Here is a 25,578-nt window from a genome sequence, read left to right as displayed (position 1 = left end):
AAATATGCCGGGATGTTTTATCATATTTTATGTTTTATTGTATTTTAACTTATCCTTTATTGTCCTTCAATCACCATGGCAAGCTGCCCGGAGCTCATCACAATCCCCGATTTGACCACGTTGACCGGTTCGGCATCCTCAAAGGCCGCCGCATAATCAACATAATCTTCTATCTCCTTCGGCGGTTTCTGCGTCCTCAGGCTCACTACAATATAGGCTATAACCGCAATGACGAGCGCCGCGAAGAACGTATGGATGTTAGTCGATTCCTGGAGCAGGTAATACCAGAATGCCCCTACCAGGGAGCCTGAGATCATTGCCGCATAAGCTCCTTCTTTTGTCCCTCTCTTCCAGTAAAGACCGCCGACGATACACGGAATGAAAGCCGGGGAAAGTACGGACCAGGCGATCCAGGTGAGCTGGTATACGCCGAGCTGGAAAGCGGGGATAAAGCACATTGCCACCGAAACAATTCCCAACAGGTAGGTGGACATTCTCGTCACCTTCATTACCTGATCTTCCGACGCCCTTTTTCCGGATGCGGAATTGCGGTACAGGTCATTGCCAATGGCGGAGCCGATGACCAGCAGCAGTCCGCTCGCCGTCGACATCACTGCGGAACAGGCTCCGGCCAGCAACAGCCCGGCCAGAGGAGCCGGAAGTTTTGTCAGCGCCAGCATCGGCAGGACATACTCCGCATTGCCTCCCGGGAGCATGGAAATATCGGGATATACGACTCTTCCCACACAGCCCAGCGTGTATACGCCGAAAGCCAGCATGAACCCAAACACGGCGCCGATCATCGGAACAAGGCGGATGGATTTGTCATCCTTAATTGCAACCGTTTTCAGAATCAGATGGGGCTGCCCCATATAACCGATAAAATAGACAAGCGCCATACCCGCTATCAGGAGGGGCGCTCCCTTCAGGTAATAATCCTCGCCCCACAGGGTGGGAAGTCCTTCATTGATTGCATACAGTCCCGCGTTCATTCCCTCCAGACCGCCTACGCTTGCGATACAGACAGGAATTAAAATAAGCATTCCGATTACCATCAGGATTGACTGGGCAAAGTCCGTGTAAGCCACGGCCAGGTATCCGCCTGCGCCCGTATAAATCAGGATAACCGCGCAGCCGAAAATCAGGGAAATAATAAATGACCAGCCCGTTACCGCCGAAACAAGGACTCCCATTGCCATATATTCCACAACGAGGCTGATGAGCATTGCAACAACCAGGATGACCACGGAAAAATTTCTCACTCCCTTGCTGTAATAACGGTGTCCGAAAAATTCCGATATGGTCAGTGTCTTGGCCTTCTCCGTATAGCGGCGCATTCTGCGCGCCAGGATACCGAAGTTCAGCAAAGGACCGAACACATCCCCCGGCGCCGCCCACAATGCCGATGCTCCCGCTTCCCAGCCGTACTGCGGACCGGCTATGTACATGCCGCCCCCGAGAGAACTGGAGCCGTGCGCAAGAGCCGTAATCCAGGGACCCATGGAACGTCCTCCCACGAACCAGTCTTCCGAATTTTTGACCTTTCTTGCCGACCAGAGTCCGATTGCCAGAATGGCAAGCATATAAACAATAAGGACCACAGGTACAATGAGCGGAATTTCGATTCCCATGGCCTGTCCGAGATTCTGAATTTTCATACTTTACCTCCTTTTTAACCTACAGTTTCCACCAGCCCTTATAAAATGTAAAAGTGGCAATTGCAGCAATCACGATTGTTCCAAGAATCAAAATACCGGTGCTGGCCGGATATCCCAAAAATAAAGTTCCTTCCATCTGTTTTCTCCTCTCTCACATCCTGAACAGGATTTTTGCCGCGCTCTTATCCACAGAACTCAGAAGTTCAAACGCCTTTTTGCCCTCCTCTAATGTATATTCGCCGGTAATAACGGGGCTGATATCCACACGTTTTTCTGCGATAAGGGAAACCGCCTCCCTTAAATCCTCATCGGTGTACACATTGCAGCCAACCAGTGTAACCTGTCCGGCCACCAGAGCGTTAATGTCAAATATAAAATCTTTTTCAAAAATGCTGACGACATAGAGAAATCCGTTCGCCTCCACGTGCTCCGCAGCCATTGCAAAAGTGGCAGGCGCTCCCGCGGCCTCAATCACCTTGTTAAACCGGTCATTTTCATTCGGTTTTTGCACGGCCTTTGATGCCCCGAGCTTTACCGCCAGCTTGAGGCGGCTCTCCGACAAATCCACCGCCGTAATGTCATCCACCCCGTATACCTGCTTTGCCAGGGCAATCGTTAGAAGGCCGATGGGGCCAGCCCCGATCAGGGCGATCCGGTCACCCGGTTTAAACGACGCCCTGCGGCAGATATTTACGGCTACGGCAAGCGGCTCCGACAGGGCAATCTGTTTCAAATCGGCAGAATCCGGAACACGGATTAGCTTTTCTTCTTTTACCGCAATGTACTGCGCAAAACATCCTTGTGAAACCTCCCCGATAAATCCCAGCGCCGCACATGTATTGTAGCTCCCCTTCAGACAGCTCGGACATTTGCCGCACGGAACCATGGGGTTAGCCGTCACCTTGTCGCCCGGTTTGAAATTTTTAACCCCGGAGCCTGTCTTTTCAATCACCCCGTCAAATTCATGGCCCATTGTTTCGGGTATGTTCTGAATGAACATCCCCTTGTTATAGATGTGAAGATCGGAACCGCAGATACCGGCGTAGGCTATTTTAACCAGCGCCTCATCTTCCCCGTACTCCGGGAGCTCCGTTTCCTCCGTCCTCAAATCGTGAATCCCATAAAACCTGAGAGCCTTCATTTCACTCCTGCCTCCTCTCTTATCAGCTTGCCAGCCAGCCGCCGTCCACCTTGATTGTGATGCCTGTAATATAGTCGCTGGCCGAGGAGGCAAGGAACAGCATCGGGCCCGCCAGATCGGCTACGGTTCCCCACTCATGGAGCGGAATCCGGCTCTCAATCCAGGCGCGGTGTTCCGGATCGTCATAAAACGGTTTTGTCATCGGTGTGATAAAGTATCCCGGCGCGATACAGTTCACCTGGATATGGTCCGGCCCCAGTTCAATCGAGAGCGTCTTCGACATCTGGATGACTCCTCCTTTGGTGGTACAGTATACGCTGGATTCGGCCAGGCCGATATAGCTTCCCAGGGAACCGATATTGATGATCTTCCCTCCGCCGTTTGCCTTCATCACTTTTGCCACTTCCTGCGCTACAAAAAACACGCCCTTTAAGTTGACGCCCGTGATAAAGTCGTAGTGTTTCTCACTCACTTCAACAAAAGGCTCTATATGCTCCACACCGGCATTATTGACAAGCACATCTATCCTGCCATATGTTTCAAGGATGGCTTTTACCATGCCTTTGATGCTGTCCTGCCTGGTCACATCCACCACAAAGGCCGCCGCCTCCCCTCCCTGGCTTCTGATGTCCTCCGCCGTCTGTTTTACCTGCTCCTCATTGATGTCCGCACATGCCACCCTGCATCCCGATTCTGCGAAAATATGGGCATATCCCTCTCCCAGTCCCATCGCCGCTCCTGTAACAAGAACCACCTTTCCCTCTACGTCAAAAATATTTTTCCCCTGAAGAATATTCATATAAGTCCTCCTTTTTTTCAGCTTATCATCTGCTCCACACGTACCAGTACCGATTTCTGATGGGCAAACAGGCCTTCCTCCCCTGCGAGCTGCACACATGTTTTGGACAGGTTGCTGCATCCTTCCTTTGAGATATGCTGGGTGAAGGATGTTTTTAAAAATGTTCCGACCCAGACTCCGTTCGAATACTTGGCCGTGGCCATCGTCGGAAGCGTATGGTTGGTTCCGGAACAGTAATCACCGAATGCAACGGGCGTATATTCCCCGATAAAGAGGGAACCGAAATTCCGAAGCTTCGCGGCCACCGCATCACTGTTGTGTGTATGTACTTCCAGGTGCTCCGGCGCAATATCGTCGGAAATTGCAATTGCCTCCTCCAGGGAGTCGGCAATAATAATGGTTCCGTTGTCCTCCCACGATTTTTTCGCCGTCTCCCCGGTGGACAGTTCATCGGCAAACGTGTAAAGAGCTTCCAGCACTTTTCCGGCAAACTGCTCCGAAGTGGTGATGAGCGTTGCCCTTGCATTGGGATCGTGCTCGCTCTGGGCCAGCAGGTCAATGGCCGTATACCTCGGATTCGCCAGTTCATCGGCAATCACAAGCACCTCACTCGGTCCCGCCAGGCTGTCGATTCCGACATTGCCGAGAACCTGTCTCTTGGCCTCGGTCACGAACTTATTTCCCGGCCCTGCTATCAGATCAACCTTCTGTACGGTCTCCGTTCCGTATGCCATGGCGGCAATCGCCTGCGCCCCTCCGGTACAGTAAATCTCATCAATTCCGGCAATGTCCATCGCCGCCAGGACAGCCGGGTGGATGGTCCCATATCCCTTAGCCGCCGGGCTGCAGGCTACTACTTTTCTGACGCCCGCCACTTTTGCCGGAATTGCCAGCATCAGTGCGGTACTCGGAAGCGGATAGCGTCCCGCCGGCACGTAGGCGCCTACCGTTTCAACCGGAATCAGGCGGTGTCCCAGCGTCACTCCGGCCACCGGCGACGCCGTTGTCAGAGGGGTCATACATTCCAACTGTTTTTCGGCAAAGAAACGTATCTGTGCGGCGGCATTTCTAATAGCCTCAACCGTGTCCTGTGAAATGCGAGTATAGGCCTTCTCAATCTCCTCTCTTCCCACTTTCACAGAGTCCATCTCTATCCCGTCGAATTTTTTCGTCAACTCCAGGATTTCCTGATCCCCTCTGCGTTTGACATTCTCGATAATGCCGCCCACCAGTTCCGTCACTTCCTGGCTGCGTTCATAAGTCTTACGTGCTGCCTCCTTGTACATCCTCATCTTTCCTTATCCTCCTTATAAATTTTATCGTTTCTTTATCATTTTTCTGTCATCGGCGGAGCGCTCCCGTCCGTATCTCTGCAGGCGGTGATAAAAGACACGGGTCAAAGTGTTTTACCGCCTTTAATCAAAGTATATCCGTGTACTTTGGGGACAGGTCAAGCTTATTATTTTTGATTTTTGCCAGGTACATCCCCCGATATTATCTGACAAGTAAAATCACTAAACAATATTTTTATTCTTTTCAAGTACAATATATATGTTATTAGATAATTTAATCAATTCCAAACCTGTCCCCTGAGGTCAGGTTTTTTTATCTGATTATTAATTACTATATCATCTTTTTAACTATCATCAGACTTTTGTGACAAATTAAGGATTTGATAATGTGATTTAAAAAGAGCTCAGAACTTTTCTACCATACAACAAGAGTCCGGCGGCCATAGGCCCCGGACTCTTATCTGTTTATCATTATTCGATTATTCGTTTCATCCTGTCCATTCTTTCCAACCGGCAAAAGCGCCTGAAGCAAGATTGAAAATTCATTCCCACCCTCTGCGCTCTAGCAAAGCTTTTCCAGAACAGCTCCTGAAGTTTTCTGGTTATTGTCGCGGCAGTTTTCAAAATGACGGCGGTAGTATTCCGTATATACCAAATCGATCAGAAATAACTGACTGATCTCAGCAGAGGTGGAACCTCCCTGAAGCGGTCCCTCGTTTGCCCCGCACAGGAGCGTAACGTCGGAAAATGAGGTCAGCGGGGATTTGACAAAACGGGTGATGCAGATGGTGCTGGCGCCTGCCTTTCTGGCAATCTCGGCCACCTGGATTGTATCCTTCGTGGCTCCCGAGTAAGATATCATGACTGCCGCATCCCCTGGTCCCAGTGTGGAAGCCGCCATGGCCTGCATATGGGAATCCTGCAGACAGTACACCTTCGGTTCAATGCGCAGAAATTTATTCATCGCCTTCATGGCCGTCAGGCCACTGGCTCCTACACCGAAAAAATAAATTTTCCTGGCTCCGTCCAGAATATTGATCGCCCTCTCAAAAGTCTCACGATCCAGCAGGGAATAGGTCTCCTGCAGAGCCGATATATTGGTATTCAAAACCTTCTGGGACAGCTCCATAAATGTATCGTCAAGTTCCACATCCCCGGTAAACTGGTTATGCTTCTTCCCCTCGTCTCCCAGATCCAGGGAAAGCATCATCTTAAATTCCTGGTATCCCTTCAGTTCCATCGTCTTGCAGAAGCGGAAAACGCTGGTATCTCCCACATCGCATGCTTCCGCCAGATCCGTGATGGACATGAACAAAACTTTCTTTGGATTCTGCAGCACAAAATCTGCCACCTTCTTTTCAGCCTTTGTAAATTGATTTGAAGAAGCTCTTATTCTTGTCAGAAATTCTTTGCTCATATGCGTACCATCCCGTTTTTTTATAATCTGCCGAAATGCAGTTTCCCCCGGAAATTCCCACCGGGCCGATCCCTGTGCAAACCTCTTATTTATGTATCTATTATAACTTTAATCATGGGATCATTCAACTGTACAGCCAACTTTTTCCCAGTATTTGGAAATATTGGTCACTGTCCACAGGCAGTATTTTGCGAGGTGTTTTCCTGCCTTTTGCATGAAACTCCTACTGCTTCCACTATATCATATCAGAAAATAGTTTTCAACAATTAAGAATACTCAAAAAACATTTTTATTTGCAGCACAGCCTACCTGCATGCCGCCGTTATAGAGGCAAAACAAACTATATTTCTCTCCCACTTTTATGAACTGTACCGCGGCTCCATATCATCTCTGTATTTCCGCTTTGATTTGTGATATACTTCTATACAACCCTAATTTTGAAGGAGGTGTTATATGGCCGTCATTCTGTTTTTTATCCTGATGGCCGTGCTGACCGTCGCAATCTGTTTTTGGGCCGGAAGCAGAACGGCCGGACATGCAGATAACTTTTTGCAAAGACGCCCTGCTGTTGTCAAGGCGGTGCTGTTTTTTTACGTGGCCTTTGCCGGATGTTTTACATTCCCAATCAGAAGTGATCTGTTTCCGCTCGACAGCGCAAAATTATATCTGCTAATCGCATCCTACGGCATAATAGGCCTGGGATTCGCCGGGGTTTATGGTCCTGAGAAAGAGAAAGTAATCTATCCCATCACCCTGATGCTGACCATCCTTGGAATCCTGTGCCGGTATCTGCTGGAGTATGGGGAAATTTCAAACTATTACAATTTCACCTTATTCAATATTGCATCTTATATTGTGGTAATGCCCATTTATACGGTTCTCGCCTACCATTACATTGTGAAATACCTCATGTCCGGGAAATAGCGTGCTCCAACTGGGATATGCTCACCGTGCAGATCGTTCACCTACGGGCCACAGTATCTCGACAATCTGAAAGCTCCTGGTTTCTTTATTAAGAAACCAGGAGCTTTCAGATTGTCGACAAACTATATTTTCCTTTTACCGGATGTTAGAGGGTGTAACCCTCATTTCAAATCACGTAGGCGGAATTCTACAGATTACTGTTCCATTATTCTTCCGTACCGGCAATCGCAACTGCAATGCTCAGTTCTTCAAGCTGTTTATCATCGACCAATGCTGGCGCTTCCATCATCAGACAGGACGCGTCCTTTACCTTCGGGAAGGCAATGACGTCACGGATGCTGTCCGCTCCCACCATCAGCATAACCATACGGTCAAAGCCGTAAGCCAGTCCTGCGTGAGGCGGCACGCCGTATTTGAACGCTTCTAAGAGGAAACCGAACTGTTCGTTCGCGCGTTCCGGTGTGAAGCCCAGAACTTCCAGCATCTTGGACTGTACATCCGCCTGATGGATACGGACGGAACCGCCGCCCATCTCCGTACCGTTCAGCACGATGTCGTAGGCTTTGGCGCGCACCGCACCCGGATCGGTGTCGATCAGAGGAAGGTCCTCCTCCATCGGCATCGTAAATGGATGATGCACCGCCACATATCTTTCATCCTCCTCGGAATACTCAAACAGCGGGAATTCCGTTACCCAGAGGAATTTAAAATCATCTTTCTTTAAAAGGTCGAGCTGTCTCGCCAGTTCCAGGCGGAGATTTCCGAGCACATCGAATACCACCTTGTCCTTGTCGGCGGCAAACAGAAGCAGATCGCCCGGTTTTCCGTCCATGGCTTTTACAAGGGCGTCTAATTCCTCGCCGGTCATGAACTTTGCAAAAGAGGATTTATAGCTTCCGTCTTCCTGGATTGCCAGGTAAGCCAGGCCTTTGGCCCCAAAACCTTTGGCATACTCTACGAGGGCGTCAATCTTCTTACGCGGCATCGCTCCCTGTCCTTCGGCGTTGATACCACGGACGGAACCGCCGTTTTCCAATGCTCCCTTAAATACGACGAACTGGCAGTCCTTTACCACTTCTGAAACGTTTTTAAGCTCCATCCCAAAACGAAGATCCGGTTTATCGGAGCCATAGCGCTCCATCGCTTCGTGCCATGTCATTCTCTGGATTGGAAGTTCCAGATCATAGTTGCAGATCTCTTTAAATAAGGTCTTTAACAGTCTTTCGTTGACATCCAGCACGTCCTCCACATCCACGAAGGAAAGCTCCATATCGATCTGTGTGAATTCAGGCTGTCTGTCCGCGCGGAGGTCCTCATCACGGTAGCATCTTGCAATCTGGAAATAGCGGTCATAACCGGAGCACATTAAGAGCTGCTTTAAAAGCTGCGGAGACTGCGGAAGCGCATAAAACTCGCCCGGATGAACGCGGCTGGGCACCAGATAGTCGCGTGCTCCCTCCGGTGTGCTCTTGATGAGCGTCGGTGTCTCAATCTCCAGAAAACCTTCCTCGGCCAAAAATTTTCTGGTCAGGATGGCAACCCGGCTTCGAATCATCAGATTTTTCTGAAGGTCAGGCCTTCTGAGATCCAGGTATCGGTATTTCAGACGAAGCTCTTCCTTGGTCCTTGAATTCTCCTCAATCGGGAAAGGAGGCGTCTCTGATTCGGCGAGCACGCGCAGGGAGTTGGCCCTGATCTCGATTTCTCCCGTCTTCAGGTTCTCATTGACCGCGCCGGAACGTGCTTCCACTTTACCGGTTACGGCAACAACAAATTCACTTCTGAGCTTCTCCGCCTTGGCAAAGCTCTCCGCTCCACAGTCCGATTCCTCAAAAATGATCTGTAAGAGGCCGGAACGGTCCCTTAAATCCACGAAAATAATTCCGCCTTTATTTCGGCTCTTCTGAACCCAGCCCATTACCGTCACCGTCTCACCGATATTCGCGGTGGACAATTCCGTACAGCGGTGGGAACGTTTCAGCCCTGCCATTGATTCTGCCATGATGTTTGTTTCCTCCTGATTTTTGTAACTGTATCTTGATTTAGTATTTGATATATGGCAGCCCCTGTACGGGACTGCCGTGATAACCTTCTCCATGGTTCCGGTGAATAACGCTTTTTACACTTCCCGAAACCGGACGGAAATTAGATGGAATCTTTGTAGAACTCTACAAATTCCTCAAATCCTTCCTTCATCAGCTGCTCTTTCTGGAATTTCTTGTTTTTATTCATTTGGGCAACGGCCACACGCACACCCTTCGCCCTCTCCTCCTGAGCCGCCTGAAGTACTTTCTTAAACTGCTCTTTGCTGAGATTCTTCTCAAACAGGAATACCTTCTTGCCAACCAGTGACGGAATCTTGAATCCACTCTCCATCAGAATCGTGATAATACGCTCAAAACCGATTGAAATTCCACAGGCCGGTGTATCCACGCCCGTAAACTTGCCGATCAGCTTGTCGTAACGGCCGCCGCCTGCTACGGAGCCGCCGAATCCTTCCATGGAAACTTCGAAAATGGTTCCCGTATAATATCCCATTCCCCTTACCAGGGTCGGATCGAATTCAAGGCCGCATTCAACGTCGTTGATCTCGCTTACAGTTTCCATAATATAAGCCAGGTTCTCCGCCTTCTCAGGATCCATAACAGAAGCCAGCTTTTCACCCAGCGCTCTCACGCCGTCTGCGTCATTCCTGATATTGGCAAGGAGGTCCGTATATTTATCCACGGCTTCTTTGGCATATCCCGCCTCCAGAAGCTCCTCCGCAACGCCATTTAAACCAATCTTGTCCATCTTATCCAGAATGATAAATACCCGGTCTGTCTCATCCTCCGGGAAACCGCTGTAATCAGCCATGCCTTTTAAAATGGCACGGTCATTGACACGCACGGTAAATGCCTTATCCGGGCAGATTCTGGTAAGCGTCTTCGTGATAGCCAGGATCGTCTCGATCTCCACCAGGTTTGTTCCGTCTCCGAGAACGTCGATATCGCACTGTACGAACTGTCTGAAACGGCCCTTCTGAGGTTTGTCGGCACGCCATACGCTGCCTACCTGAAGCGCCTTAAAAGGAGTCGTCAGGTTGGCCGCATTGTTGGAATAATAGCGGCACAGCGGTACGGTCAGGTCATAGCGGAGTCCCTCTTCCACCAGATCCGCATCGGTTTCTGCGGTCTCCAGGTTCAGTTTCTCGCCGCGCTTTAAAATCTTAAAGATCAGTTTTTCATTATCGCCGCCCTGTTTGCTTGTCAGGTTCTCAATATGTTCAACGCAAGGAGTTTCAATTGAGGAGAAGCCGTATCCTCTGTAAGTGTCTTTAATGATATTTAACACATAATCTCTGAGTTCCATCTCTGCCGGAAGAACATCCTTCATTCCGGTTACCGGTTTTTTCTTTAATGCCATAGTCTTCACTCCTTATTCTTTGTTGTCCGCCAATTGCCACCGCCCGCTCCGTGAGCGGCAGCCGCTAATTTTACCGTCTGTCCCTGCTTTCTCAAGCGGCCGTTTTCCGTCTAAAAACCATAGTAGCAGACATTGGTAATTTTGCAAGCACTTTTTCATCTCATTTATTCATCTCATTTATTCCATGACTGCAATCAGTTTTTCTTTTCTCCCGAACATTTCGCCGACGCGTTCGATGTACTGCTCCACATCCTTGACATTCTCAGCCCTTTCGATCCTGTTCTCAGACGGGTAAAGCACCTTGGTCGTGGTGCCCGCGCCGCAGGCCATGATCGTCTGCTTTTCTTCCATGATCAGGATATTGTAAATACATTCTTTTCCCGGGGCGGCATAACCTACGTTCTCAAAATTCCCGGCCATATTTTTCTGGCGGTACAGATAGTAGGGATACAGCCCCATCCCGTGGGCGTAATCGGCAGTCATATCTATCATTTCCTGTGTATTCACAATCTTCAAATCACCATACCGCTCTTTGAACATATTTAACCTGGCCGCTCTCTTAATTGCCAGGGAGTGTACGGTGACGCTGTCCGGAGCCAGCGATTTTATTTCTTCCATTGTATTTTTCACATCATCGATGGTCTCTTCCGGAAGGCCGACGATGAGGTCCATGTTAATATTATCAAATCCCAGCCCTCGGGCCAGGTGGAACTTCTCCCTCACATCCTCCACCGTATGGCGGCGGCCGATGAGATCGAGCGTCTTCTGGTTCATGGTCTGAGGATTGATGGAAATTCTCGTAATTCCATGGTTTCTCAGCACCTGCAGCTTTTCCTTCGTAATGCTATCGGGCCTGCCCGCTTCCACGGTGAATTCCTGCACATGGGCCGTATCAAAGGTGGTTTCCAGTCTTCTAAGGAGCGTTTCCAGATCTTCGGGGCTTAAGGAAGTCGGCGTCCCTCCGCCAAAATAAATGGTATCCAGAGGGCGTCCCTTCATTCTGTCCGCAACATAATCCATCTCTTTAAACAGGGCATCCAGATACAGACCTGTCTTTCCCTCCCACTTTCCAATCGGGAAAGAGGTAAAAGAGCAGTAAAGGCAGGTGGTCGGGCAGAATGGAATCCCAATGTAGAGGCTGTATCCCCTTTTATAATCCACAGGCGCAAGCAGTTCGATCTCCCTCTTTGCCACAGCAAGAGCCAGTTCAATCTTCTCATCGCTTGTATAGTATGTTTCCTTCATGTAGCCGCGGACCCACTCTTCGTCATGTCCTTCCAGAAGCTTTGTCATTGCGATCTTGGCAGGACGGATTCCGGTCAGCGTTCCCCAGGGAAGCTCTTTTCCCGTGCGGGTGCGCAGTAAGCCGTAAAGTGTCCGCTTAATCAGGTTCTTCGTCTCAAACCGGCTGGTAAAATCCGGTCTGACGGAGGCGAAATGGATGGTTCTCTCCTCCATCGGTCCCTCGTTGTCCTCGATGGAGAGGTCAAAGGTAACGCCGTTCCTTCCCCCTTTTACAAGGAATTTTGCCGCGTCCGATTCCTCCCTTTTATGGGTAAACGCTTCACCCGGGTAAAAGGCCATCAGAAGCTCCCTGATATCCTGCTCGAAGGAATTATCATCCAGCAAAATTGCTATCATAATGTTCTCCCTCTGTATCCGGCCAGCGGATTGTATTTCTTTTCATCTTTGATTGTCGTATAGCCCATATGGCCCGGATAGACATCGGTGCCGTCCGGCAGCGCAAACAGGATATTGGCAACCGAATTCACCATATCCCTGGAATTGCCGGTCGGGAAATCGATTCTTCCGTATGAGCCTTCAAACAGGGTATCCCCGGCAAACAGCACATGCTCCGATTCCACATAGTAACAGCAGGAACCGCAGGTATGGCCCGGTGTGTGTATCACCCTGAACCGGTATCCGATCAGATCAAATTCTTCTCCGTCCTTTAAAAGCCGGTCCGCCTTTAACTGAATGCCGCCGCCCATAAACTGGCAGGAAAGGTTTTTATCGGGATCCGCCAGGATCTCCGCCTCTTGTTCGGATGCGTAAACGGGCGCTTTATATTTCAGACGCAGCTCCTCCATTGCCATCACGTGGTCGAAGTGGCCGTGCGTCAGTAAAATCCCCTTTACCGCCGCCCCGAGTTTTCCACATGCCTCGGCGATTTTCGCTGCGTTATCCCCAGGATCTACGATAACCGCTTCTTTATTCTCAGGGTTCATTGCAATATAACAGTTGGTTTCCACCATTCCTACTACCAGTCTTGTAATCTCCAATTCCATGTCCGCCTTTCACCGTCTTCTTAGATAGAAAGAGAAAACTGCCAGTTTACCCCGCAGTTCTCTCTATATCCAGCACTCCTTCAATTTGTCTCAGCTTATCCGTCAGCTTATTTAACTCCTCGATTCCATGGATGTCGAATGCCATCATGATGGTCGCCTTCCCCTGTTTGCTGGTTCTGACATTCATCGAGGTGATGTCAATCTGCCGCTCCGTAAATACCTTTGAGATATCGACAAACATCCCGATACGGTTATTGGCAAATATCTTGATTTCCGTTGAATACTTTTCCTTACCGGTGGAACCTTCCGGCTGCTGCCATTCGGCGTCGATCAGACGTTCCCTCTCCTCCTCCGGAAGATTGATCACGTTGATGCAGTCCGTCCTGTGGATGGAGATTCCCCTTCCTCGGGTGACAAAACCGACAATCTCATCTCCCGGCACAGGGCTGCAGCACTTGGAGAAACGCACGGCCAAATCGTGGATTCCCTTTACCACGATACCGCTCTGGGATTTACCGGCCGCCAGCACAGGCACTTTGCTGCCCTCGCTGCTGATGCCGTCCAGAATCGCCTCATCCGTCTCTTCCTTCTTAAGCTTCTTATTCCTCTCCTCCAGCATCTTGTTGATGATCTGGCCCTCTTTCAGGCCGCCGTGGCCGATGGAGGCGAGAACGGAATCCCAGTCTTTGAAGGCATAGCGCTTCATGACCTTCTCCGTGTATTCCGGCTTGTTGATATCTGAAAAGTTAACACCCTTGGCACGGCAGTACTTGTCGATCAGGTCGCGTCCGCGCATGATGTTGTCTTCTTTCAACTCGGTCTTAAACCACTGGTTGATCTTGTTCTTCGCCTGTGTGCTCTTAACAAGCTTCAACCAGTCCCGGCTCGGTCCCTTGGAATTCTGGGACGTGATAATCTCGACGCGGTCTCCGTTCTGGATCACGTAGTCGATGTTGACCAGCCTTCCGTTGACCCTGGCCCCTACCATCTTGTTGCCGACGGCACTGTGGATGGAATAGGCAAAGTCAATCGGCGTGGAGCCGCTCGGCAGGTTCTTGACATCACCGGTCGGTGTAAAACAGTATACATTGTCGGTGAAAAGATCCAGGTCACTCTTTAAGAGGCTCAGGAATTCCTTGTTATCTGACATGTCGCGCTGCCATTCCAGAATCTGGCGCAGCCATGCGAGTTTGGCCTCCGCGCTGTCCGACGCGGTCTGGCCGCTGCCGCTCTCCTTGTACTTCCAGTGGGCCGCAATACCGTATTCCGCGGTACGGTGCATCTCAAACGTCCTGATCTGTATCTCAAAGGGCTGGCCGTTGCTGCTGATAAGCGTCGTATGTAAGGACTGGTACATGTTCGGCTTCGGCATCGCAATATAGTCCTTGAAACGTCCCGGAATCGGCTTATACAGCTCATGGATGACGCCCAGGGCCGCATAACAGTCTTTCACCGTCTCCACAACAATTCTCACTGCAAACAAATCATATATCTGTTCCAGGGTTTTATCCTGGTTTACCATCTTCTTATAAATACTGAAAAAATGTTTGACGCGGCCGTCCACCTTCGCCTCAATGCCCGCATCGTCGATATGGCTCTTCACCTCGCTCACGATGCCCTGTACAAATGCCTCTCTGGCATCCTTCCGAAGGGCCACCTTCTCCGCCAGATCGTAATAAACTTCCGGCTCCAGGTATTTTAAGGACAAATCGTCCAGCTCCGTCTTGATTTTCGATATACCGAGGCGGTCGGCGATAGGCGCATAAATATCCATCGTCTCCCTTGCCTTCTCCTTCTGCTTCTCCGGCTTCATATACTGAAGCGTCCGCATATTGTGAAGGCGGTCGGCAAGTTTGATTAAGATAACGCGGATATCCTTCGCCATGGCGAGAAACATCTTCCGGAGATTCTCGGCCTGGATCTCCACCTTATCCATGGACCATGAAATCTGGGTCAGCTTTGTGACGCCATCCACCAGAAGGGCAACCTCTTCCCCGAAAATGGATGTCAGTTCCTCCTCCGTCATCACCGTATCTTCAACGACATCGTGCAGGATGCCTGCGACGATCGTCTCCTTGTCAAGCTCCAGATCGGCCAGTATAATGGCAACACAAAGAGGGTGAATGATATAAGGTTCACCTGATCTCCGCTTCTGTTCTTTATGGGCGTTATATGCAATATCGTATGCTTTCTCCACCATCGAGATGTCATCCGACGGATGATACTTGCGAATGCTGGCTATCAGTTCCTGATAGAGCTTCTCGGGACTTGTAAAGTCAGCCGGCGCTTCTATCTCCTGATCCAGTTTTTTAATTATTTCCAAACTTCCCATATACATTGCCTCCTGGCCTCCGGGCGGCTTTCCCCGTCGGTTTATCTATTCCTAACAGAAATGTAACTGGCCGGCATCCCGAAAACGCATAATTCGACTTCATTGGATACATTTTTCCGCGCAGCTACAACAGAATAATCACTATTATAAATATTTTTGTCAAAAAATGCAAGACTTTCAAGGTTTTGTCGCTTTCTCATCCGTGTTTGTTTTACCATACGTTACTGTTCACATCACATTGCGCTGCGAACAGTAACTGCTATACACTCCGGCCGCGGCCGTTTACCCTGTCTTTTTTTGCACTGTGTGACAATTAGATTATTCCCTCACCTGTCTATTCTATTCAGATACACGTCTTCTGTTTCCTTTGACTGTTCCTTCCAATTGTTTCCTCTAACTGTTCCCTCTGTCTGTCCCCCTGGAGCTCCCCGGATACAGGACTTCCTCCCGAATGCGGGATACCCACAGCCGGGACCCCTGCTTTTTAACCGGATACGGATCCGGATATCTTATACCCCGTCCTCCTGTCGACGACGCTCAGATATTCCCCGCCGTTTATGTATACATTCAGATTCTTCAGGCTGATATCCACGATTCGGTCCACGGTGTACTTAAGGTGGAAGCCGCCCGATACATGGGGCGTGAGGAGAAGATTGGGACAGTCCCACAGTTCCTCTTCCCCGGGCAGAGGTTCCTTCTCGCACACATCAATGGAGGCCCCGGACAGTTTTCCCGTCTTTAGCGCATCCACAAGCGCCTCCGTATCCACAACATTGCCGCGGCCCACGTTTAAAAATACGGCCCCCTCTTTCATCGCCGCAAACTGACGGACGGAAAACATGTGAAATGTCTCCTTTGTCCCGGGCAGACAGACGGCAACCACATCAGCGAGAGCAAGCTGCCGTTCCAGATTATCTATTGTATCCATCTCATCCACACAGGCCGGTTTTTCCCTGACGGTGCGACGAAGTCCGGCCACATACGCCCCGAACGCCTTCATTCTGACGGCAAATTCTGTTCCGATGTCCCCCATGCCGACGATCAGGATACGGGATCCGCAGATTGAACGAACCGTTCCGGCATCCTTCCAGATATGTAATTTCTGGTTTTCCAGATAGACCGGAAACTTTTTTAAAAGCATCAGGAGCTGGCCGGTCATATGTTCCGCAATACCAACGCCATATGCCCCGGTGGAGTTGGTGAGGACGGCCGTCTCCGACAGCACCCCCTCCGCCAGGTAACCGTCCGTTCCGGCGCTGTTTAACTGGACCCACTCTATTGCCTGATTTTCCGCCAGCATGGAGGGTGGGATATTTCCAATAACTGCGGTCAGGCTCCCCACCATCTCTGCCGTGACTTCCTCTTTCCTGCAAAAGATAAATTCAGCTTCGGGAGCCGTGTCTGCATACAGTTTTTTCTGCTCCGCCGTCACCGGGAGCGTTACCAGGATTTTCTTCATCTTTGTCCACCTTTGGGCCTTTCAGGATATTATTTTAAATGGGGATTTAACTGAGGTGAGGAGGACGCGTCCGGAACGGACCATGTCCGGTGTGGTGAGGGGGCTGGCTGAGTCTTTTGTCCCTTATTGGAGGTTGTCGTGAAGGGGGGAATCCGGCCGGAATGAATTGTTACGGGGACCGCTCGCGCTTTTTGGAGTGCGCAGCGGTGCCAGGCTCGAAAAGACCTCGCCAGGCACCGGCGGACTCCCATATCCCCTGCACAATTGATTCCGCCTCCTTCCCCCGGCAGGTTATCGCCGGGGACAAAAGACTCAGGCGGAGGTTTTCGCGGCACCGGACATGGTCCGCTCCGGACGCTGATTGTCTCTAACCTTAAATGGGGAGGACCCTGTCGCGGCCACTACGAAGCTGCGATACTTTTACGGTCTGACGGTATCTCACCAAACCAGTCAGAGACCGGATAGCAGATATTTTAAAGCATTCGGAGGAACATAGTGGTTGCGACGATCCTCCTCCCCCTTTGAAGGAATAAGAACAGATCAGCGGCCGCAGGCCCGGATTCGGGATGGAGAAAACCTCGGCGTCTTCAGTCCCGGGCCATAACCTTCCTGTGGGGAAGAAGGGAGAAAAAGATTCCGCAGGGAACCTGGAGTCCATCGGCACTTACCGAGGTTTTTCACGAGGTTAGTGTCCGTTATGTACTCCGAAGAGCGCAAGCGTTTCCCGAAGGAACTTTTTCTGCCCGGATTCCCCACCCGCGACAACCTGCAAGCCGGGACTGAAGACTCACAACCTCCCTCTCACCATCCCGAACCCCGACCGTCCCGGCGGCGTTCTCATTCCTCAATTAAATCCTTATTTTCCTTCATACGTAATCAGCGCATCCACCTGATAATCTTCCAGTCGGTCTCTGCCGTGTAAACCTGCCAGCTCCATTACAAAACAGATTTTCACAACTTCGCCGCCCAGTTTTTCGATCAGTTTGATAATTGCTTCCGTCGTTCCTCCGGTGGCTATCAGGTCGTCTACGATAACTACCTTCTGCCCCGGTTTTATGGAATCCTCATGCATTTCAATTACGGCGCTGCCGTATTCCAGATCGTATTCCATGGAAACTGTCTTGCATGGCAGTTTTCCCTTCTTTCTTACGGGTACAAAGCCCTTATGAAGCGCATAGGCAACCGGAACCCCGAAAATAAATCCTCTGGACTCAGGTCCCACGACCACGTCAAAGTCAACGCCCTCCAAATCTTTAAGAATCCTGTCTACCGACATGTGGAGTCCGTCTGGATCCTGGAGAATTGTTGTAATATCCCTGAAAATAATTCCCGGTTCCGGAAAGTCCGGAATGCTTCTTACATATTCTTCTAACTTTTTCATCTGTCTGCCTCTCTTCTTTATATGCTCTTCTATCTTTTCTTCTATGCTTATCTTCTTTTTCTTTTATTATCTCTTCTGTTTTCTTATTCATCTCCGGTTCGGAAACGACTCTCCGTGCCATTCTTCATCCAGTCTGTCATACGGCGTCGGTTTCTTTCGTTTTTTTCTGAACATCCAGCCGCACACCGCCAGGAGAATCAGGATCAGCAGTGCCGAGGCGCTGATAACCGCTCCCAGCTTCAGCCCTTCCGGCATGTATTTCAGAACCACCGTATGGCGTCCGGCCGAAAGCTCAAGTCCCGAAAAGGTTCCGTAGATCTGTTTTATTGTCACAGGATTGCCGTCGACCAGGGCCGTCCAGCCTTTATCGTATGGAATCGACATGAACATGGTTCCGCCGTCCCCGGCATCTATATTTCCTTCCAGATAATCGTCGTCCCATACCCCGAGAATGAACGGATTCGCGTTCAGGCGCCCGTAGATTGCCTTGAGCCCCTCCTCCTTAAACAGGTATGCCTCCGCATTCAGGCCGTCCGAATTATCCTTATTTTCAAGCGTAACGGTTTCTCCTGCTTTACAGTAGCCAACCTCAATCAGATATCCGCGGTTGAGGCTGTCAAAGGTCTTAATATCCTCCCTGGCTGCCATTTTTACGGACTTTACCTGATGGTTCATAACATATATATAGTATTCCCCGTCTTTTTCAGGCGTGAAACTGAACGTGCCGCCGTCATTCTCCCCCATCACCGTTTCAAACACAGGAGGCGTATCCAGCGCGTCACAGAGGTCGTTCTGGACGTCGATCGGATTCGGAAGTTCCAGTTTCCATCCCGTCTCCATGATATCGGGCATCATAAAGCCCAGCGGCAGTGTATACGGATTTTCATAGAGGAAAGTCTCACCTGAAAAATCCTTAAGCTGGATTCTGGGATTTAACTGTCTGTTGTTGTACAGCGCATATCGGACCGAAAACAGGGAGTCGATCAGAGGGGTACTTCCGACTATGCTGTATGCATTGGTCGAACCCTCGCATCCTACGTTCTTAAAGAAGGAGGTCATATCGGCGCTGGCCACGGAGGAAAACAGCGAAACGGACGGAAAATTCATCCACGCTCCGTCATTCTTCGTCTTACCGTCCACCTTGTCCACGCGGTAAAATCCATTCCCCGTCTTAAGATTTTCCGTCAGTTCGATGACGCCTTCATTGTCAGACTTATAAGCCGAACGGCTCGTTGTCGTAATGCTGGTCACCGTTGTATTGACCGCCGACTCCACGGCCACGACGGCCAGCGTAAGCAGCGCCGCCGTGGTCCGGGAACGCCGGGGATTTTTATAAAAGTAAATCAGTCCCGCATACACCGCCAAAAACAGGATTGCCACATAAAATACGATGAAATGGTAGGCCTCGTCTTTTATAAACTTCTGTGCCAGCAGCACATAGCAGACCGAGCCCCAGAAGGCAATGGCAACATGTTTCTTCGGCGTCTCGCCCAGATACATATAAGCACGGTAACACATGGACAGTATCAGGAAAATGTAAATAAAGGACTGACGGCACGGCAGGCTGTTGGGATAGTGGAAGCCATGCCAGATAAAATTCAGCACATTGATGGAAAAGCTGGCAAAAAACAGGAGCAGAAGCCCACAGTAGACCGCCTTTTCCTTCACCGGAATCTTTCTGCACGCCAGGTATAAAAGGAAGAACAGAAAGACGGCGACGCCGCAGTAGATATTAGGCCAGTGATCCAGCCCGATCTCCGTCTGCACATTCCCGATATGGCGCGCCAGCATATCCATGATGGAGAAATACATCTCGTACGTTTTCGGGAAATTAAAATCCCCGGAGGCCGTGGTCTGAAGGGCCGCAATCTCGGGCAGCAGCACGAACGCCGCAAGCGCTCCGGCAATCAGTGAATAACCGCCGAACTGGACGAGACTGATAAAGAAATCTTTTGCACGTCTCTTTCCCTCCAGAATCAAAAGACAGATAAAGTAGATCACCATAAACAGGCAGATCATAATGGAGATATAGTAGTTGGACAAAATGGAAAGACCCAGGGTCACGCAGTAAAGCATCCCCTTTTTCTCCTTTACCAGCCGTTCCAGCCCCAGCATAATCAGCGGAAACAGAAGGATGCAGTCCAGCCACATAATATTCCAGCTATAGGCCGCCATATATCCCGAAAGCGCATAGAAAATCCCGAAAAATCCCACGCCGAAATCCGAGGTCCGATTGTGTTTTTTCAGGTAATAGGAAAAACTGAGTCCGCATAAACCGGTCTTAAACACAATCATGTACGTCATAAATTCTATAATATATTCTTTCGGACAAAGAATCACAAGCCAGTTGAGAGGGCTTGCCAAATAGTAGGCATAGAGGGCCGCAAAATTGACGCCCATGCCGATATCCCAGCTGTACAGCAGGCTGCCGCCGCTTCTCAGTTTATGATGGAACTCCGAAAAAAACGGGGCATACTGATGATACATATCCGTCCGAAGGAAACTCTCCTGCCCAAACGGGAATATCCCTCTCTGGGCAAAGATGACAACCAGGACAATGACCGGAATAAAAAATGCCGCAATCAGTCCGTCCGAAGGATGCAGAATCCCGCCGGAAACGGCTGGACGGAATTCCTCTTCTTCCTCTTGCTCTTCCTCCATGTCATCGGAATATTCATCGGAACCTTCCTGATCCTCATGCTCCTCATCCGGGTAACTCTCCTGTTCATCCTCCTCAAACAGGTAACTCTCCGTAGAAGGCTCTTCATCCGAACCTTCTTCCTGTGTACCCATCTCTTCCCGGGTGGCTGCCGCTTCCTGCATTCCCGGTTCTTCCTGCATTCTGCGTTCTTCTTCTATTTTAAACGTCTGCTGATACTCCGGCAGGCTTTTCTGTTCCGGTGTTTCTTCCATATAGAGAAGTTCCTCCTCCGACGTTTCACGCGGCTGTTTCCAGGCCTTTACCCTGCCCGTGCCGGGACGTCCAGTTTCCTGTTTTTTCGCAGAACTCTGCAGAGACGGTTCCTGCTGTTCCCGCCCTCTCCTATTCTGTCCGTTCATATTCTCTTCCCTTATCTTCTCTTCCCTCATATCCTGCCTTGCAGCGTATTGCTGTTCTTCCGTCTGAAGCGTTTCCGCACTCTTTACAGCGCTGAGTCCGACCGCAGCCCCGCTCAGTCCGGTCGCAGCCCCGCTCATACCGGGCTGTTCCGTCTTCTCCCGCGCCGTCTGCCTTCCCGCCGACACCTGCTCCAACACTTCTTCAAATTCTTTGGAAATTCCGGATATTTCATCCCTGTCCATAGGTTCCTCCAAAACGTCAGTTATTCTCCGCTGTCTTTTTAAATATAAATAACTTGCTGAATATATAATTCAGTACCAGCGATAACGCCGACACTGCGACTTTTCCAATCCATTCATTCCATCCCATCACATCCACGATTACCACCATGGCAGCCACGGTAAATGCTCCGGTCAGCGCACGGCAGGAGACAAAGGAAACAAATTCCTTGCCCAGCTCCTTCGGCCGGAACGTATAACTTTGAAATACAAAAAGCTTGTTTGTCACAAACGCAAAAATGACTGCCGCCGCCCAGGATGCGATGGAAGACAGTGCAACCGAATGGCCGAACCATCTCATCAGCGGATAAACAAGCCAGTCCACCGCCGTCGTAAGGACGCCGAAAATAAAGTAGGAGACCGTCTCACGGTTCACGAACCTTGCCCACAGTTTTCCCATTTTTTCATTTAACATATCCGATTCCTCATAATTTCCCTTATTTATACCGGTTATCGCAACCGCTTTGTCTTTCTGCGAGGCGGTTCACAGATGGACGCCGCATTCCGGACAATTATCTTTATTCTATATTAGCCCGTCTCTCTTGTAAAGGTTTACACCATTTCCTGACGAAATTTGTAAGATTTATGTTACTGTTCACACCGCATTACGCTGTGAACAATAACACGCTTCACGATGCACAGAAATGGCAAAGAACGCCATTGATTGTAATGAAAAGCACGCATCGCGAACTTTTCATTGCCACTCAACGAAAAAGATTGTATGGGCCGCCGGCATGGCAAGGCCCATACAATCTCATCATATCACATATTGCTCAGAAGCAGCTTATTTCATCCCATTGAGATATTTGTTAACGCTGACAACCTTTACACAGAGAGCAAACAGTTCCGTAGCGGTGATAAGATCCTGAAGCGGCGGATAGGATGGAGCAATACGGATATTGCTGTCATGAGGATCCTTGCCGTAAGGATAAGTAGCGCCCGCCCCCGTCATCACAACGCCTGCTTTCTTACATTTTGCCACGATATCTTTGGCACAGCCGTCCAGAGAATCGAAGGAAATGAAATATCCCCCCTTCGGAGTAGTCCAGGTACCGATTCCAAGTCCATCAAGTTCACGGGCAAGAATATTCTCCACTGCCTCAAACTTCGGTCTTAAAATCTCGGCATGCTTGCGCATATGCTCTACCATGCCATGGATATTCTTGAAATAGCGGACATGGCGGAGCTGGTTCACTTTGTCATGGCCGATTGTCTGCATTCTCAACTGTTTCTTGATATCTTCCAGGTTGTTGTGGGATGTTGCGATTGCCGCAATACCGGAACCCGGGAAGCTGATTTTGGATGTGGAGGAAAACTTGTAAGCCAGATCCGGATTTCCCGCTCTCTTGCACTCAGCCAGAATTTCAATCAGGTTATCCTGATCATCATCATATAAATGATGCAGACTGTATGCGTTATCCCAATAAATCCTGAAATCGGCTGCCGCCGGTTTCAGTCTTGCAAAACGGCGTACCGTCTGATCCGAGTAGGAGTTGCCGGTTGGGTTAGAATACTTCGGAACGCACCAGATGCCTTTGATGCTGTCATCGGTGGAGACGAGGTTCTCAACCATATCCATATCAGGTCCGTCTTCCGTCATCGGTACATTAATCATCTCAATGCCAAAATATTCGGTAATGGCAAAATGTCTGTCATAACCAGGTACGGGACATAAGAATTTCACTTTATCAAGCTTGCACCACGGGGTGTTCCCCATTACGCCGTGAGTCATGGAACGCGATATCGTGTCATACATAACATTCAGGCTGGAGTTTCCGTAAATAATAATATTATCAGCCGGAACTTCGATCATGTCGCCAAGCAGCTCTTTCGCTTCTTTAATACCGTCGAGTACACCGTAATTACGGCAGTCTGTGCCGTCTTCACATGTCAGGTCACAGTCACTGCTCAGCACATCCATCATTCCCATGGATAAATCGAGCTGTTCCACGCTGGGTTTTCCGCGCGACATGTCAAGTTTTAAATCCTTCCCCTGAAATGCATGGTACTGGGCAGACAGGTCTTTCTTAAGCTCCAACAACTCTTCTCTCGTCAATTCGCTGTATGGCTTCATCCTCAAATTCCTCCTTAATCATTCCAATATCTGGTTTTCCGGCCCTCAGGCACAAGCCTGTATTTATTTCCAAACAATCACCGAAAAGCAGTAAGATAATGATAGCATAAATGCAGAACGCCTGACAAGCGGATTTTTGTATAAATATGTGACGTTTTTTGGTGAAATAATAATAACATTGACTTTTTTCCCTGCTGAATGCTATAATGCTGGATGCTGTAATTGTTAGCACGCTAATTAACAGGAGGATAAAAATGTCAGCTACAGCTATGTCAAATGAAAATAAAATGGGTACCATGCCCGTCAATAAACTGCTGGTTTCCATGTCGCTTCCCATGATTGCATCCATGCTGGTACAGGCTCTTTACAATGTCGTAGACAGTGTCTTCGTCGCCCAGATCAGCGAAAATGCCCTGACGGCGGTTTCGCTCGCCTTTCCAATCCAGAGCCTTATGATCGCGGTGTCTTCTGGAACATGTGTCGGCATCAATGCCCTGCTCTCACGCTCCCTCGGTGAAAAGCGCCAGAAGGAAGCCAACCTTTCTGCCGCCAACGGCGTATTTCTGGCCTTTGTCAGCTACCTTGTTTTCGCACTGATTGGAATCTTCGGTTCACATCTGTTTTTTGCAAGCCAGACGGAGAACGCGGAAATCATTAAATACGGTACGCAGTATCTCACCATCTGCCTGATTTTCTCCTTCGGTATTTTCATGGAGATGACATTTGAGAGAATCATGCAGTCCACCGGCCGGACCATCTACAGCATGGTGACACAGGGCACCGGAGCCATCATCAACATTATCCTGGACCCGATTATGATTTTCGGTCTGCTCGGTTTCCCGCGCCTCGGAATACAGGGAGCCGCCATCGCCACGGTCACGGGCCAGATTATCGCAATGATACTTGCCATTCTTTTTAATAAAAAGAAAAATCATGACGTTCAGCTCTCGATAAAAGGATTCAGACCCGATGGCCGCATCATCGCCAAGATTTACGAGGTAGGTGTTCCTTCCATTGTTATGCAGTCTATCGTTTCCATCATGACCTTTGGAATGAATAAAATTCTTATCATGTTTTCCGAGACGGCCGTTTCCGTCCTGGGTATTTACTTCAAGCTCCAGAGTTTCATCTTTATGCCTATTTTCGGATTAAATAACGGTGTGATTCCGATTGTTGCCTACAACTACGGAGCCGGAAACAGGAAGAGAATTATGGATACCATTAAACTGAGCACTTTCATCGCCATCGGAATTATGCTGATCGGCCTTATCATTTTCCAGTTGTTCCCGGAATGGCTGCTGATGCTTTTCAACGCCTCCGATCACATGCTGGAAGTCGGCGCACCGGCGCTGCGCATCATCAGCACCAGCTTCCTGTTTGCAGGCTACTGCATCATTCTCGGCTCCGTTTTCCAGGCGCTGGGCAACGGAATCTACAGCCTCGTCGTATCGGTAGCCAGACAGCTTTTCTGTATCCTGCCTCTGGCTTACATATTTGCCAAAGTGGCGGGCCTCCACGCTGTGTGGTACTCCTTCCCGCTGGCGGAACTTATCTCCGTCACACTGACTACGATTCTGTTCAGGAGAATTTATGTGAAAAAGATTAAGACACTTTCCCGATAAGGGATGTATTTGTAGTGAGAAATGAGAACGCCGCCGGGACGGTCGGGGGGCGGGATGGTGAGGGGAGGGTGTGAGTCTTCAGTCCCGGGTTGCAGGTTGTCGCGGGTGGGGAATCCGGGCAGAAAAAGTTCCTCCGGGAAACGCCCCCGCTCTTTGGAGTACATAACGGTACTAACCTCGAAAAGACTTCGGTAAGTGCCGATGAACTCCCAGGTTCCCTGCGGAATCTTTTTCTCCCGGATTCCCCACAGGAAGGTTATGACCGGGACTGAAGACGCGAAGGTTTTTCGCCATCCCGTATCCCGGCCTGCGGCCGCTGAATTATTCTTATTCCTTCAAAGGGGGGAGGTATTGTCGCTACCACTACATTTTCTCGAATTCCGGGAGAATGCCTCCCTGTATAGTATTCAATTGATGACTCAGAGCTTTAGCGCCTGACCTATCCCT

The 25,578-nt window shown here is 49.7% G+C and carries 17 protein-coding genes; 2 read left to right on the top strand and 15 right to left on the bottom strand.

The window, feature by feature from the left end; translation table 11 throughout:
• Window positions 1-56: 56 nt before the first annotated feature.
• The 5 genes from V3C10_05980 to V3C10_05960 form a co-directional block, all read right to left on the bottom strand.
• Window positions 57-1,658: a sodium/proline symporter gene (locus V3C10_05980; GenBank protein WVP63367.1), complete on the bottom strand. Its 1,602-nt coding sequence runs from the start codon at window positions 1,656-1,658 to the stop codon at window positions 57-59.
• A gap of 151 nt (window positions 1,659-1,809) precedes the next feature.
• Entirely contained in the window at window positions 1,810-2,799 is a 990-nt protein-coding gene (locus V3C10_05975) for an alcohol dehydrogenase catalytic domain-containing protein (protein ID WVP63366.1), read from the bottom strand.
• 22 nt (window positions 2,800-2,821) lie between these two features.
• Entirely contained in the window at window positions 2,822-3,598 is a 777-nt protein-coding gene (locus V3C10_05970; GenBank protein WVP63365.1) for a glucose 1-dehydrogenase, read from the bottom strand.
• A 17-nt stretch (window positions 3,599-3,615) separates the two neighbouring features.
• Window positions 3,616-4,890 (bottom strand): histidinol dehydrogenase, encoded by a 1,275-nt coding sequence (hisD, locus tag V3C10_05965; GenBank protein ID WVP63364.1) that lies wholly within the window; start codon window positions 4,888-4,890, stop codon window positions 3,616-3,618.
• Between the two features lie 562 nt (window positions 4,891-5,452).
• On the bottom strand, window positions 5,453-6,307 hold the full coding sequence (locus V3C10_05960) for a MurR/RpiR family transcriptional regulator (protein WVP63363.1): 855 nt from the start codon (window positions 6,305-6,307) through the stop codon (window positions 5,453-5,455).
• 453 nt (window positions 6,308-6,760) lie between these two features.
• Between V3C10_05960 and V3C10_05955 the strand changes: the two genes are divergently transcribed.
• The gene (locus V3C10_05955) at window positions 6,761-7,231 is read left to right on the top strand and encodes a hypothetical protein (GenBank protein ID WVP63362.1); all 471 of its coding nucleotides are present in this window, start codon (window positions 6,761-6,763) and stop codon (window positions 7,229-7,231) included.
• Between the two features lie 205 nt (window positions 7,232-7,436).
• Here the strand turns inward: V3C10_05955 and aspS are convergent, their stop codons facing one another.
• The 10 genes from aspS to V3C10_05905 all read right to left on the bottom strand — a co-directional run bounded on the left by aspS (window position 7,437) and on the right by V3C10_05905 (window position 23,509).
• Complete coding sequence (gene aspS, locus V3C10_05950) at window positions 7,437-9,233, bottom strand: aspartate--tRNA ligase (protein WVP63361.1); 1,797 nt, start codon at window positions 9,231-9,233, stop codon at window positions 7,437-7,439.
• 143 nt (window positions 9,234-9,376) lie between these two features.
• Complete coding sequence (gene hisS, locus V3C10_05945) at window positions 9,377-10,636, bottom strand: histidine--tRNA ligase (GenBank protein WVP63360.1); 1,260 nt, start codon at window positions 10,634-10,636, stop codon at window positions 9,377-9,379.
• A gap of 177 nt (window positions 10,637-10,813) precedes the next feature.
• Window positions 10,814-12,277 (bottom strand): coproporphyrinogen dehydrogenase HemZ, encoded by a 1,464-nt coding sequence (gene hemZ / locus V3C10_05940; GenBank protein ID WVP63359.1) that lies wholly within the window; start codon window positions 12,275-12,277, stop codon window positions 10,814-10,816.
• A complete protein-coding gene (locus tag V3C10_05935; protein WVP63358.1) occupies window positions 12,274-12,918 on the bottom strand; it encodes an MBL fold metallo-hydrolase in 645 nt (214 codons plus the stop codon). The genes hemZ and V3C10_05935 overlap by 4 nt, the downstream gene beginning before the upstream one ends.
• 52 nt (window positions 12,919-12,970) lie before the next feature.
• Window positions 12,971-15,256: a bifunctional (p)ppGpp synthetase/guanosine-3',5'-bis(diphosphate) 3'-pyrophosphohydrolase gene (locus tag V3C10_05930; protein WVP63357.1), complete on the bottom strand. Its 2,286-nt coding sequence runs from the start codon at window positions 15,254-15,256 to the stop codon at window positions 12,971-12,973.
• Window positions 15,257-15,740: 484 nt separating this feature from the next.
• The gene (locus V3C10_05925) at window positions 15,741-16,715 is read right to left on the bottom strand and encodes a D-2-hydroxyacid dehydrogenase (GenBank protein ID WVP63356.1); all 975 of its coding nucleotides are present in this window, start codon (window positions 16,713-16,715) and stop codon (window positions 15,741-15,743) included.
• 856 nt (window positions 16,716-17,571) lie between these two features.
• The gene (locus V3C10_05920) at window positions 17,572-18,096 is read right to left on the bottom strand and encodes an adenine phosphoribosyltransferase (GenBank protein WVP63355.1); all 525 of its coding nucleotides are present in this window, start codon (window positions 18,094-18,096) and stop codon (window positions 17,572-17,574) included.
• Window positions 18,097-18,183: 87 nt separating this feature from the next.
• The gene (locus V3C10_05915; protein ID WVP63354.1) at window positions 18,184-21,399 is read right to left on the bottom strand and encodes a YfhO family protein; all 3,216 of its coding nucleotides are present in this window, start codon (window positions 21,397-21,399) and stop codon (window positions 18,184-18,186) included.
• Between the two features lie 16 nt (window positions 21,400-21,415).
• Window positions 21,416-21,850, bottom strand: coding sequence for a GtrA family protein (locus V3C10_05910; protein WVP63353.1), 435 nt, complete (start codon window positions 21,848-21,850; stop codon window positions 21,416-21,418).
• Window positions 21,851-22,219: 369 nt separating this feature from the next.
• The gene (locus tag V3C10_05905) at window positions 22,220-23,509 is read right to left on the bottom strand and encodes an aminotransferase (protein WVP63352.1); all 1,290 of its coding nucleotides are present in this window, start codon (window positions 23,507-23,509) and stop codon (window positions 22,220-22,222) included.
• Between the two features lie 269 nt (window positions 23,510-23,778).
• Between V3C10_05905 and V3C10_05900 the strand changes: the two genes are divergently transcribed.
• Window positions 23,779-25,131 (top strand): MATE family efflux transporter, encoded by a 1,353-nt coding sequence (locus V3C10_05900; GenBank protein WVP64579.1) that lies wholly within the window; start codon window positions 23,779-23,781, stop codon window positions 25,129-25,131.
• Window positions 25,132-25,578 lie beyond the last annotated feature (447 nt).

It is taken from the genome of [Clostridium] symbiosum, assembly GCA_036419695.1.
Classification (GTDB): domain Bacteria; phylum Bacillota; class Clostridia; order Lachnospirales; family Lachnospiraceae; genus Otoolea; species Otoolea symbiosa_A.
Note: the sequence above shows the minus strand (reverse complement) of the source record. Positions and strands in the feature narration are given on the sequence as shown.